We start from the raw sequence: 13,693 nt of genomic DNA on the forward strand, positions 1-13,693 counted from the left end.
TTTTAACGCATTAAAAAAGCAACAAGTCTAAACTTATTGCTTAAAAAGATACGCCTGATCACAGGTTCATGCTATCAATATCATAACACTTAAGCATTTGTTGTCAATACTTTTTTAGCACTCATCCGACAAGAGTGCTAACATCAAAGTTTCTTTATCTCCTCCAGTAATTCCTCCACAATTCTGTCTTCCGGAATCTTCCGGATTATTTCCCCATGTCTGAAAAGAAGGGCACAGCCATCTCCGCCGGCTATACCTATATCCGCCTCTCTGGCCTCGCCCGGGCCATTTACCGCACAACCCATAACAGCCACTTTTATCGGCTTATCAATATTTTCCAATGCCCGTTCCACTTCTTCGGCAATCTTTATCAAATTAATCCTGGTCCTGCCGCAGGTCGGGCAGGATATAAGTTCGGCGCCGCGGTTGTAAAGGCCAAGGGATTTTAATATCGTCTTTCCTGCTTTTATTTCTTCCACGGGATCGCCGGTCAGGGAAACACGGATTGTATCCCCTATACCTTCGGCAAGCAACGCACCTATCCCGACCGCCGACTTGATTGTTCCGCTGTAAACAGTACCTGCCTCGGTGATACCGACATGAAGAGGATACCTTACCTTTTCCGATATAAGCCTGTATGCGGCTATTGTTAAAGGAACACTTGTGGCTTTAAGAGAAATAACAATATCTGAAAAGTTTAATTTCTCCAAAATCGAAACATGCCTTAACGCGCTCTCCACCAGGGCTTCCGGAGTAATACCGTGATATTTTTCCAAAAGATCCTTCTCCAGCGAACCGGAGTTAACGCCTATGCGAATCGGTATGCCACGTTCCCTGGCGCAGCTTACAACACTTCTTACCCTGTCTTCAGAGCCGATATTGCCGGGGTTAATCCTGACCTTGTCGGCACCCTTCTCCATTGCAGCTATGGCAAGGCGGTAATCAAAGTGAATATCGGCCACAAGTGGAACGGATATTTCTTTTTTTATTTGACCTATAGCCATGGCGGCATCCATATCGGGCACAGCCACGCGGACAATATCGCACCCCGCATTTTCAAGCTTTCTGATCTGGGCGATTGTGGCCTTTACATCCGAAGTTTTAGTATTTGTCATGGATTGAATGGAAATCGGCGCGTCTCCGCCTATATAAACATTCCCCGCCCGTACTTTAACGGTTTTTTTTCTGTTTATCAGCCTATCCATTTTATTTACCTCTGATTACTTTCGGAATGTCGTTAAACAGTGTGGCAATCATCAGCATTACCAGCAGAACAAAACCCACCATCGAAATCCATGCTTCTTTTTCGGGATCAATGGGCTTTCTGCGGATTTTTTCAATTAAAATCAGGAACAGCTTTCCACCGTCGAGCGCAGGAAACGGGATTATATTCATCACTCCGAGGTTCAGACTTAAGAATGCAGTTATCTGGAGCAGATACAGGAACTTTTCCGAAAAACCTCTTCCCATTTCAACAACCTCGCCAATGGTCGAAACAATTCCGACAGGCCCAGATACCTCTGAGAAACCAACTTTGCCTGAAATCAGCCATACAAGGGAATAAATTACGCTTCTTATCGTGGACAGTGAATAATTGACTGAACTTGCAATAGCACCAAACACATTGCCTTTTTTGTATTCAAACTGCACACCCAAATCGGGGTAAGTTTTTCTCTCTACAGGCACAACATCATGGAACGTGACAGTTTCACCGTTCCTCTCCACCGTAATATCCACCGGTTTATTTTTTGTTTTCTGAAGATAATTGTACAAATCATCCCTTTTATCCACCGTGACGTCATCAATCCGTATAATAACGTCTCCGGGCAAAATACCTGCGACATCGGCAGGCGAACCTTCTTCCACATCCTCAACCCTGTTACTGGCTGCAACGTCGCCGGAACTTACCGAAATTCCAATCATGTAAACCGACGTTTTTGGAGTGATTACCGTCCGCTGCAGCTCTTTAACGCCTTCACGCCGGTATGCCACCTCAACCGGCCCGCCGTCATAAATATACAAAAACAGCGAAAGATCGCTCGGGTGAAAAATATACTTTCCGTCGTAATATACAATTCTGTCCCCGACTTCCATTCCCGCTTCCTTTAATACCGAATCTTCCTCGAGATATGCCACCGTTGTCGTACTGTATCCCAAAGAAAGGGAAATTATGGTGACTATAAGAACGGCGATAAAAATATTCATTGCTGCCCCGGCTGCAACAACCAAAGCCCGTGTACCCGCCGGTTTGTTATTAAAGGCCCTTTCGTCGTCCGAGGCTTCTTCCTCGCCTTCCAGCCTAACAAAGCCGCCCATCGGGATTGCCCGTATCGAATATTTTGTTTCTCCCTTTCCCCACTGAATAATTTTGGGTCCCATAAAAATTGAGAACTCCAGAACTTTAATATCGGCCCTGCGCGCCGCAATAAAATGGCCTAATTCATGTACCAGTATCAGCAAGCTTAGTGCGACAAAAGCCAACAGTATGTTCATATCTTAACCTGCCTTCTTTATAAAATTTATTGCGTTTGTTTAATTATTCCCCATATAAGCCCATTGGAAAACCCTAACATGATCTTTATATTTTTTCTTATATATGTTTAGAGTTTCCTCACGGGCCAAACGGTCCACTTCTATTATATCATTAAGGGAAGGATTCATATGCACCCTATGGTTTTCCATAACTTCGCCGATTAAGTCCATTATCGCCTTAAAGGAGATTTTTCCGTCAAGGAAAAGTGAAACTGCAACCTCATTCGCGGCATTCAACACGGCCGGCATTGTGCCGCCGATATTTGCCGCACGGATTGCAAAATTCAGGCACTTAAACACCTTTAAATCGGGTTTTTCAAAGGTTAGCATGCCAACTCTTGTAAAATCGACCCTGCCGAAACTGTTTTCCATACGCTCTGGCCACGTCATCGCCAACTGAATGGGAATTCTCATATCCGACGCGCCCAATTGTGCTATTATCGAACCATCCCTGAACGATACCATCGAATGGATAATACTCTGGGGATGAACCAAAACTTCAATCTTCGACAACTCCATGTCAAACAGCCACCGGGCCTCGATAACTTCGAATCCCTTGTTCATCATTGTTGCCGAATCTATCGTTATTTTTTTGCCCATCAGCCATGTGGGATGGTTCAGGGCCTCTTCAACGGTAACATCATTAAGCAGTTCTTCGGTATACCCTCGGAAAGGCCCACCCGATGCGGTTAAAATTAATTTTTCAATGTCTTCCTTCCTGTTTCCGGCAAGACACTGAAAGATGGCCATATGTTCACTGTCCACGGGTAATATATTTATATTATTCCTTTTTGCTGCTTCCATTACCAGCTTTCCTGCAGTAACAAGGGTTTCCTTGTTGGCGAGAGCAATAGTTTTCCCTGCCTCAATGGCCCTGACGGTAGGAACAAGCCCCGCTATCCCCACCACCGATGTCAGAACGGTATCGGCTCCGGGAAAAGTAACAAGCTCAATAATCCCATCCATTCCCCAAACAACTTTTATGTTGGTATCCCTTAACCGAACTTTAAGCTCCTTCCCCCGTTCCGGATCCATAACCGCCACAATGGCCGGTTTATACTTTCTTGCCTGCATCTCAAGCTTATCTATATTTTTCTGCGCTGAAAGTCCCAAAACACGGACATTTATGTTGTCACAGACATCCAAAGCCTGCGTTCCGATTGACCCTGTCGAACCCAATATAACCAAATTCTTTGTCATATGCAACCTCCGGATTTCAAAAGATAAAAAACTTTATATAAAAATATACTGCAGGTGCAACAAAAAGCAAGCTGTCAATTCTGTCCAGCAACCCGCCATGCCCCGGCATAATGTGTCCGAAATCCTTAATACCGACGTTTCTTTTTATTGCCGAAGCGGCCCAGTCCCCAAGCTGGGCTATTATTCCGCAGAGGACACCAAGTATCATGTAATGATAAATTTCAATTATAAGTGCCGAAAAAGTATTCATGTATAAAATTCCAAAAAGGGTCGTACAGACAATGCTTCCGGCAATTCCCCCTATACCGCCTGCGACGGTTTTGTTGGGGCTGATGTCGGGCACAAGTTTCCTTTTTCCGAAAAATTTACCCGTAAAATACGCAAAAATATCGGTAGAAAACGTCGCTATAATAACAAGCCAGGATAATTCATACCCGTTCTCCATTAATCTAACCAAAAAAATAAAAGATATAAGAAAAGGAATATAGGCAATTCCCAGAAGCGTAACGGCAACGTCTTTCAAATTAAAACGCCTGTGTCTGAACACAAGCTGAAGAAGTAAACATACAATGACAATATAAATAAACAGATATATAATGTCCTGTCGAAAAAACGTTCTGTACAAATCATTCAGGAAAGTGCCGCTGATTTCATCAATATAAGCACTGCCAATCAAGTACAGAAAGTAAACTGTTGACGTGAAAAAACCAATGGTTCTTATGGGATTATAATTTTCCCTTCTCACGCACTGGTAAAATTCGTACAATGCAATCGAAGAAACAATAAAAACGGCCACACCTAACATAAAAGGCGGCAGCTGCATTATAACGAAAAGAATTATCGCTGCAATGGTTCCGCTTATAATTCTCGTTCTCAAAAAATCACCGTCACTTTCCGAACCAATCCCGGACATTCAACAAGCATTCTCTTATTTTCCCAAACCTCCGAAACGCCTTTGCCGCTTCTGGTATTCAAGTATGGCCTCGTTGAAATGTTTTTCCCTGAAATCAGGCCACAGGACATCAGTAAAATAGAATTCGGTATATGAACACTGCCAGATAAGGAAATTGCTTATGCGCATTTCTCCACTTGTCCTTATCATCAAATCAGGATCAGGTATGTCTTCGGTATATAATCTTTTACGAAATTCCTCTTCAGTGATATCGTCTTTATTCAAAATCCCCTTTTGAACGTCATCCACTATCTTTTTCACCGCCTGCAGAATATCCTGACGCCCGCCGTAATTCAGTGCAATCAGCAAAGTCATTTTATCCTTATCGGCAGTATGTTTCTCCACCTTGTCAATCTGATTAATAAGTTCCGGGGACAGCCCTATCCTGCTGCCTATTATTTTTACCCTTATGTTCTTGTCATTGGTCTCATTCTCGGCACTTTTCAGATAGTCAAGGTACAGTTTCATCAATTCATCCACTTCTTCTTTCGGTCTTGACCAGTTTTCGCTGGAAAAGGCAAAAAAAGTGAGATAGCGGATACCCAAATTGTACGCATGTTCAATTATCCTTCTAACCGCTTTTGCACCTTCCCGGTGTCCGGCACTTCGCGGCAGCCCACGTCTTTCCGCCCATCTTCCGTTTCCGTCAACAATGATTGCCACATGCTGAGGTAATTTTGAAAAATCTATCTCTGTATTTTTTTTTAATAAAGCCATAACCTTCCCCTTAAAGTCTTTTATAAAATAATAAATTGCGGTTCTGAAAAAAGTCAATATCAGTATACCAAAAAAAACATGTCTTTTAAACCACAAATGTATATGATTCATTTGCCAGTGTTACAATATCCCCGTTTTTCAGTTTTACTTCGGTGCTGCACGTAATTCTTTCATTATTGACATATGTGCCGTTTACCGAGTTCAAATCTATGATATAGTAGCCATCATCCTTTCTGACTATTTCAGCATGAATTTTTCCAACCGCTCTGTTGTTTATTGCATAATCCACACTGTCCGAAAGCCTTCCCAGCAGTACCGAGTCCTTCGTAATATATATTCTTTCACCGGGGCAGGAATGACTCTGAAGATATGGTATATTGCCTGAAGCATATCCCAAAATAACAGTTCTGTCCTGGGTACCCATGCCGGTGTGAGCCGTTCCGGAGAAAGGTTCGGAATTCTCTATATATGTTCTGACAGATAAACCGGGTGGCTGGATTTCCTTTACCTCGTCATGGCTTTTGCAATCAGACTCATGTGCTTTATTTTCCGTAACTTTTCTGAATTCTTCCATGCATGAACCGACCATTTTATTCACGTAAACCGCCGACCTTTTTGGATGAGCAATAACTTTCTCAGCAGTCTCCCCATACAATGATTTTACAATGTTTTTATCAGACGCCTCCATGATTACATTACAGTCGCCGGTCTTTTTTTCATCTGAAAACAACCTTGTAAAAATGAAATAATTCGCCGCAAAACCGATAAGAGCCAAACCAAGTACGGTGCCGGTTATATCATTTGAAGCTCTCCTTAAAAACAGCATATAAACAAGCAGCCCGACAAAAAAAGCATTCGCTGCGCCGGCAACAATATATGATTTCAAAGGATGCTTAAAGCCACCATGTGTTTCACCGTTCTTCTCGCGGTTATTTCTGTTTTCACGACAGTTCATCGTGCCATTTTTCTGTCTTTGATCCGGAGTTTCGGATATTAAGGAAATTCCCTCATTTCCTTCGTCGGATGAAAATCCTGCCAATCGGTCTTCAGATGTCTCCCGTAGTTCCGAATTTATACATTTCAGCAACATTTCAGGGGTGAAGGTTTCGGATTTAAGAACGTCCAAAAGTCGTTTTAAAATACTTCCGGATGAATCTTCTGTCAGTCTTATATTTAAAATCAAATTCCGAAGGAAATCTTTTATGGTATCCGAACTAAAGTCTGCGTTCTTCACCGGAAAATACATAAAATATAGCGACAAATCCGAAGGATCGCAATATATGTACGAATTATTGAAAATCACCGAAGAAATGTCAAGAAGATAATCTTTGAGCTTTGCAGAAAGCTTTCCAATCTGTTTCAGAATACTTGCGAATTCCCCGTATTTCAGACATTTTCTTTCCAACACCTTCCCCAGCGGTATTTTTGATGTAATATCATACGACAGTTTCCAGTTATTGTTCAGCCTTTGCACCGAAAGAGGCAGTAAAAAATCAATGCGGTTTTTTGCCAGCATTTCTACCTGATAGCATATTAACTCTTCTTTTTCCGATACTGTAAAAGTGATATAGCTTTTCCCGCCAAATCCGGCATATGTCGGTATAAGTTCCTGTACATCTATCATAAAACCACCTTCTTAAATCAATAAAATGAATGCAGCCGCTACACACGGCGACAGAGGCACAGACACGCTGTTAAAGCTTTTGTTTCGTATACATTTAAAAATTCCCGATAAAGAAGCAAAGGCAAATGTCAAAAACAGAAACTTCATTGTATTCTCAGCCCGAAGGGATTGGACACACGACGTAACCAGCAAAATATCCCCAAGCCCTATTAAATTCCGGTTTAAAAAATATAAAGCCATAAGGGCTGCCAATAGAATAAAGCCTATTATCCACTGAACCACGCTTTTATAAACCATTACGGAATGGATAACGTTAATGCCAAATATTGCGGCACAAACCCACAGCGGAACTTTTTGTTCCCGAATATCATGAAATGATGCAATGGCAAGCAAAATCACAAGAATGAATTTTCGCGCGGCATATTCCCTCGCCGGCATAAAAAGCGCCACTGACGAATAGGATATATGGAAAATAAAAAAAGTCAATAATCCCATTATTTTAAATAACCGCTTTTCATTAATTTTCTTCAGCATAGTCATACTTACCGTATTTCTGCACCTGATACAGTTCAATACCCATTTTGTCAGCCAATTTCTTGCATTCCTCAAAAGCCTGAATATACGCCTCAGGAAGTACTTCATTCTCGGGGATTACGATATATGCAATCCTCTTATAATTACCTGAAAGCAGCGATACATCTAAGATGTAGTCACGAACCTGGTATCTCTGAAAAGTGCTGAGTTTGTTCAAATTTTGCTTTATCGTGCCCACAACTGCGGATTTACTGCTGTAAGTCGGCAGAAAAGGATTTAACGAAAATATCATAACCAGCGAACCGTCTTTTCGGTCATGGGCGTACTCAATCAAATCTATCGTTTTGAAATTTTCAGGCGTCAGTTCAGCATATTCGCCGATTTCATTCTTTAATTCCCGGGCAAATAACCTGTCTATTTTGTTTCCCCTTGCCAGATGCTGCAAGTAAACGGCTTTCCCCTTATCCAAATTCCATAAGCTTGCATCTTCCCCCGCCGTTTCCGTCGGGCTGCCAACACCCCACTGCCAGGAAAGCACACAAGCCCTGTTTCGCAATTTCACTTCAGGTATTATGAAAAAAGCCGGTTTTACCGTGTATTCCACTATAATATCTATTGTTTCCCTGTCATTGAAAAAGGTTGATGACGATAAATCCAGTTTTTCAATTCCGCCTTTCAGGAAAAGAGACTTCTCCAGTTTTTCAGGTGCAATCTTAAGATCATTTGCCAGGTTATTTTTCAGCATAGCTTTCACAATGGCATCGAATAAAACGGTTTTTGTTTTACTCAGAATCGAGTCGGAAAGAGCAATACCTATAAGCTGCATCTCATGAACCGGATCTTTCACAACGGTGTTAACTGTCTCAATCAGTTCAGTGGTTGAAGTCTGGATGTTTTCTATTCCGGAAAGAAAATTATTAAGGCTTTCTTCAATATTCTTGTTTTCTTTTCCCAATGATACCGCTTCACAGTAAACATTCTGAACTGATTTATAGAAATTTTCAATTACCGCCGTTTTGTTTTGAAGCTCTTCCCAAGCCTTTTTTGTTGTGTCAAGTAATTCATCATGCTGCTGTTTCAGTCCCGACACTGCATATATATAGCTGTAATGCGCCAGTTCTGTAGCCACTTTGTTTACGGCATGCTGCATTCTGGCATAGGTTGATATTATCCGTATAACCGTCAGCAAGGAAACAAAAGCAATCATCAGAAGCGGTATTACCACGGCAGCTTCAACCGTCGCGCTTCCACGTTGTTTTTCAGCATATCCGGCAGCAGATTCATTTTTCAATAGCCATACCCCCATCTTATACTGAATTTCCCTGTCTGCGGAGTTTTCAGAAAAGACGGTATAAACATTGTTTTCATCGAAATCTCTGCTTCAACAATAATAAAAGAATTGTATTCCGACATCAGAAAATCAGGGTTATCCAGAGTTTCCCTCATGTTAAGCTGTATTATATCAGCGGCCCTTAACAACTTGGTTTTATTGGGCACGGCGACAAGAAGGAGCCTTAAATAATCCACATAATCAAAGGACACAACCGTTCCGACCAGTTGGCTTTGCATCCCGGGATCGCCTATCTGGTTTCCGATTTGCTGCAGGCTTTCGGAAAGCATGTCAAGGCTTCCGTCGATTATATTGTTAAGACCTTTTTTAACTGTCGAAAAAATATTCTCATAGGCAGGACTGTTTATTATGAAATTTGTAATCTCATCTATTGCTTTTTTCTTAAAATGTTCAAGCCTGGCTCCGGTCCAGTGCGTAACACTGTTCTTCGCTTGCCGGTACTGGTCCTGGCATACTTTTACAACCCATTCCTTTAAATCATCCACATTACTTACGTCATCCAATGGGAGGGAAACAGCAAATTTCACATCGCCAGCATTATCCTCTTCATCACCTGCCTCGGTTACAGCCTGCTCAATAGGGGCAAAAACTTCATTAACCTTACCGGTTACCAGTTCGCGAATTAACGTTTTTACCGCATCATCTGCTTTGTCAACCCATTCATCCTTTGTCTTTTTCAGCCATACAGATGTATCCTCAAGGAACTTCCCTGTAATATCCGAAAACAGCGAGGCAAGGCTTAGTTTCCATGTGTTTTCTGTTTTGTACACGGCCACATCCTTGCCGTCGTTTATATCCTTTAAATCGAGATAAGATTCGCCGGCGGCCCACCCAAGCAGAATAAGATTTTTGACTATGGGGACTCCGAAGCCTGACCAGCCTGCAATGGATACAGCAGCCGACATTGCAGCGGAGACTTTTTTGGAATCCATGTACACATGAAGAAGGTTAAGACCCATTCTTATGCCGAATATCGACGCCTGTGCCAGATCGGCATTTGTCTTCTCTTTTTTGTTTCCGAATATAATGTACTCAACCTCCGCTTTTTCAAAAAAAGTTTTTGCAGGACCACCGTGAATGTTTATTCTCGGGGCGGATACCTTGTCAATGTTTGCGTTTTTAAATGCGCTGACTATATACTCATTAATATAAAGGGATTTAAGTACCGATTCACCCAGATTATCCAAAATACTTCCAATCTTAAAGGAAATGTCTGCGTTACTGTTCAGCGACTTCTTATATTTTTCTTCGGGCTCTGTATTTTCATAATTCTCCGTTAATGCGCCGCCGGTTTCATTATTCTTTTTTGACGGCAGTGATTTAAACAGTTCTTCCAGTTCTTTGCTCGAAAGTTTTTTGTCTTTGCCGTTAAATGACATTTCATTTTCTTTCTTCCCGCTTTCATCAGCCTTTTTGATATTGTTCCTCAGTTTTTTCTCGTAACCTTTATCCTTGTTCTCTGTTTCATTTTTCTCATCAAAAACTTTGTTGCACCATCTGTAAAACTCATTTTTTTCTTTCGCGTTAATATCGGGTTCCAGTTGAAGGGATCTTACTTTATACCCCGAAACCGCCGAATTTATTTTACTTTCCAGCTCTTTGACACACTGCTCAATCCCGGTGCCGAACACCTTTCTCTCAGTATATTCCAGTGTCACATATATTCGTTCGGTGCTGTATATAAAGCGTAATATTTCATCCAGAATTTCTTCAAGCCGACTGGCGGCGTGAGACAATACGGAATAAGTCTCGTTCAACGCAGTCAGATTTACCTCCAAATCTGTTTTTATTGAAGACACCGCTTCAGGATCTGCGGTAAGCACCAGCTGCTTCATGTCCGACTTGATTTTAACCAGAAATGCATTATCCGACTTTTCGGCTTGTCTTTTTATTTCGGTATTAATTTCTTCAGACAAATGTTTTATTTCGTAGCACTGTTTCAATATATCCGAGGAGAGTTTTACCGATTCCTCATGGTATTTGACAAATTTGCCCACACTGTTTTTAATTTGTGTTATTTTTTCCTGTACCCTTTCGGTTTTGACCGCTATTTCGTTAAGCAGTCCCACACATGTGTCAATTTCTGACTTGAGCTTTCTTTTCGCAGATTCAAGCACTTTTTTGGCTTCAGCCTTTTCATCGCTTTTTTGTGAAATTTTTCTCTCAATTTTCTGTATTTCATCAGTAATTCCCGCAATTTCTGCTTCATCCTCGCAGTCTTTCAGCCTGTCCTCAAGGTATTCTATTTCCTTCTCCAGATCGGATATTTCCTCTTCAATATTCTCTATCTCGTTTTCTGCTTCATTTATTTCTTCAATTGACGAAGGTATGGAAAGATAAGCCCTGTCGAGTACTCCGTTTTGTTTTTCCATATCGTTTATTTCATATAGTAATGAAGATATATGTAACAGGCTGTCATTTATCCCCTTTTCAGGCTTTTGGCCGTTTACAAAACGGGGAATCCTCTCAGAGAGAATCAGACTCAGGTAAACCTGTTTCTCACGGATTTTCTGCAGATTGTCTTCCAGCTCCATTCTTTTGTTCAAAAGCCCTGACTGAGCCAGAAAAAGATTAAATGCTTTAAGTTTTTCAAGAAAAAGACCTGCAGTATTCACCGGAGCCCTGTATTTCATAAAGTCGGCAATTTCCTTTTCCAGTACCTGGGCATCGGTCAGGTTAAACACAGGATATACCGTGACACTGTCCACCGAAAAACCGAAAAGATCGGTAATACCTGGTATAAACGTATTTTCGGTACCCAAGTTTTTTTCAATAAGGTCGTATATCAGCATTTCAAGTTCTTCCTTACTGTGTGCGCTGGCCCACAGCCCGTAATTCTCCTTCAGCGGTGAAAAATACCGGGCCAGCGCCGACTGAACCGCCAATTGAACGGCAGCACGGGCATGCGTTTCTCCTGCCCGGAACCGGGCCAAATCAATCACCGTACCTGAAAACAGTATTAAAGCAGACAATATTATACTGACAAAAACCGTTACACTGCCCCGTAATTTCATTGTCCATTCTCCTGCAATTTAAAATATTTTTTTATATTCTTAAGGGAATTCAGCAGGGGTTCAACTTTTTCCTCAACCCAGTTTCTGGCTCCTGATTCTTCATAAATTTGAAGTAAATAATCGGTATTTTGGATAAAATCCTGAGTATCATGTACCATTGTTTCACTGTACACTTCCATTCTGGTACGACCCGGTAACCCCACAAGTTCAAGCAAATCTCCGAAAGGCAGTACATAATCGGCTCTGATGCACAATCCAATCTTTTTAAAAATTATGTAATTGTTGTAGGTCATTTCTACGTCAAAACCGCCCGAAGGCTTTATAACACTTTTCGACATCAGTTCATTGAGAACGGCCTGAGCTGCTTTTTCACCTCTTTTGTTTTTATCGGTGATAAGCTGCCAGTAAAGGGCCTCACTGACGTATGCATTCCTGTCCGTTATTCCGGTTTCAATATTTATTTCATCAGGATCGTATCCCCATAAAAGGGCCATGCTGCGCACACACTTGCTTGCCACCGTCTGCATTAAACAATGCTGATAGTAAAGCATCCCTATGTGAATAATTATAAATATGCATACGATGACAATAGGAAATATAACGGCATATTCAACCGTAACGGCTCCACGGCACTGTTTTTTTACAAAATCCTGCTTTAAAAATCTTTTACTCATGGCGCAGGCGTTATTGAAGGTAAACCGTACATTCCGGGATTTAAGACCTCTCCCAGCAAATTTTTTACGAAAGAAAAAATCTGTTCCCTGAAAATTAATGCAAGCCCAAGGGCGATTGCCACAAGAACGACAATTTCAACGGTATTGATACCTTTTTCATCTGAAACAAGCTTTCTTAACATTATTTTCATAATCAACCCTCCCGGAAAATTTAATAATTTATTGAAAACTGCATTATGGCCGGGGCCAATGCAATAATCAGAATCGCCACAAGCATAAGCATCATTGGAAACACGAGTTTTGCCGAAGCCGTTTCACCCAGTTGTCTCGCGGCATTTTTCCGCATTTCCCAAGCTTCATGGGACATTCTTTTTAATTCATTCACCATCTGTTTTCCACCGAGCTTTGAATTTTGCACTATCATGCTTGCAAAGGAGGTTATTTCCCTCACTTTGCATCTTTCCGAGAATTCCTGCCATGCCTGGCTCTCACCGATGCCCGCTTCCAAGTCTGCAAGAACCGTCCCTAATTCTTCATACAACGGTTTGGTTTTGTCCGAGTCATCATAAATTTTTACCAAGGCCTGCCGGAGATGCATTCCCGCATTCATCAGTAATGCCAGCTTACTGACAAACGCCGGAAAATCAATCATCAGCTGGAGTTTTCTCTTTTCCGCCCTATCATCGAGATTTCGGTCTGCAAGAAAAAACAGAAGCGTTCCCGCAGCAGGTACTGCTATAACAAATTTTGCACCGGCACCCGATGCGGCGCCAACAAAACACGCAACAATAATTCCCAAAAAGGAATACATGAATTTTTCACCCCAGTATATTCTCAGATAATAACCTGCATACCTTGTCCCATAAACCATAACTATGCGTTGATACAGAAAAACATGGTAAGAACCGGATTTAGGTATGTTCAGTTTATTGTAGAGCCACATACCGAAAGCCAGAAAATCCCTGTATGGATATTCCTTTACGTCAAGTATTTTCAGTTCATCGGAAAACTTTTGTCTGGCGAATTGGTTCATAATAACGTAGAACAAAAAGGTAGATATCATAATTACGGCATATGCGGTATTCAAATCCTATC

At 41.5% G+C, this 13,693-nt stretch carries 12 protein-coding genes; all 12 read right to left on the bottom strand.

Annotation, left to right across the window (positions count from 1 at the left end; translation table 11 throughout):
* Positions 1–143: 143 nt before the first annotated feature.
* Complete coding sequence (gene ispG, locus CST_RS06750) at positions 144–1,205, bottom strand: flavodoxin-dependent (E)-4-hydroxy-3-methylbut-2-enyl-diphosphate synthase (RefSeq protein WP_015359103.1); 1,062 nt, start codon at positions 1,203–1,205, stop codon at positions 144–146.
* 1 nt (position 1,206) lies between these two features.
* Positions 1,207–2,493, bottom strand: coding sequence for an RIP metalloprotease RseP (gene rseP / locus CST_RS06755; RefSeq protein ID WP_015359104.1), 1,287 nt, complete (start codon positions 2,491–2,493; stop codon positions 1,207–1,209).
* A gap of 39 nt (positions 2,494–2,532) precedes the next feature.
* The gene (locus CST_RS06760) at positions 2,533–3,732 is read right to left on the bottom strand and encodes a 1-deoxy-D-xylulose-5-phosphate reductoisomerase (protein ID WP_015359105.1); all 1,200 of its coding nucleotides are present in this window, start codon (positions 3,730–3,732) and stop codon (positions 2,533–2,535) included.
* A 16-nt stretch (positions 3,733–3,748) separates the two neighbouring features.
* On the bottom strand, positions 3,749–4,609 hold the full coding sequence (locus tag CST_RS06765) for a phosphatidate cytidylyltransferase (RefSeq protein WP_034843810.1): 861 nt from the start codon (positions 4,607–4,609) through the stop codon (positions 3,749–3,751).
* A 51-nt stretch (positions 4,610–4,660) separates the two neighbouring features.
* Positions 4,661–5,401 (bottom strand): isoprenyl transferase, encoded by a 741-nt coding sequence (locus CST_RS06770; protein ID WP_015359107.1) that lies wholly within the window; start codon positions 5,399–5,401, stop codon positions 4,661–4,663.
* 85 nt (positions 5,402–5,486) lie between these two features.
* The gene (locus CST_RS06775) at positions 5,487–7,025 is read right to left on the bottom strand and encodes a DUF6382 domain-containing protein (RefSeq protein WP_015359108.1); all 1,539 of its coding nucleotides are present in this window, start codon (positions 7,023–7,025) and stop codon (positions 5,487–5,489) included.
* A gap of 12 nt (positions 7,026–7,037) precedes the next feature.
* Positions 7,038–7,559 carry a prepilin peptidase gene (locus tag CST_RS06780; protein ID WP_015359109.1) on the bottom strand — a complete coding sequence of 174 codons (522 nt, stop codon included), beginning with the start codon at positions 7,557–7,559 and terminating at the stop codon, positions 7,038–7,040.
* Entirely contained in the window at positions 7,543–8,850 is a 1,308-nt protein-coding gene (locus CST_RS06785) for a TadE/TadG family type IV pilus assembly protein (RefSeq protein WP_015359110.1), read from the bottom strand. The genes CST_RS06780 and CST_RS06785 overlap by 17 nt, the downstream gene beginning before the upstream one ends.
* Positions 8,847–11,924 carry a DUF5702 domain-containing protein gene (locus CST_RS06790; protein ID WP_015359111.1) on the bottom strand — a complete coding sequence of 1,026 codons (3,078 nt, stop codon included), beginning with the start codon at positions 11,922–11,924 and terminating at the stop codon, positions 8,847–8,849. The genes CST_RS06785 and CST_RS06790 overlap by 4 nt, the downstream gene beginning before the upstream one ends.
* A complete protein-coding gene (locus tag CST_RS06795) occupies positions 11,921–12,598 on the bottom strand; it encodes a TadE/TadG family type IV pilus assembly protein (protein WP_015359112.1) in 678 nt (225 codons plus the stop codon). Before CST_RS06795 ends, CST_RS06790 begins: the two co-directional genes overlap by 4 nt.
* On the bottom strand, positions 12,595–12,789 hold the full coding sequence (locus CST_RS06800; protein WP_015359113.1) for a Flp1 family type IVb pilin: 195 nt from the start codon (positions 12,787–12,789) through the stop codon (positions 12,595–12,597). The genes CST_RS06795 and CST_RS06800 overlap by 4 nt, the downstream gene beginning before the upstream one ends.
* A 20-nt stretch (positions 12,790–12,809) precedes the next feature.
* On the bottom strand, positions 12,810–13,631 hold the full coding sequence (locus CST_RS06805; protein WP_242823529.1) for a type II secretion system F family protein: 822 nt from the start codon (positions 13,629–13,631) through the stop codon (positions 12,810–12,812).
* Positions 13,632–13,693: the final 62 nt, after the last annotated feature.

It is taken from the genome of Thermoclostridium stercorarium subsp. stercorarium DSM 8532, from assembly GCF_000331995.1.
Taxonomy (GTDB): domain Bacteria; phylum Bacillota; class Clostridia; order DSM-8532; family DSM-8532; genus Thermoclostridium; species Thermoclostridium stercorarium.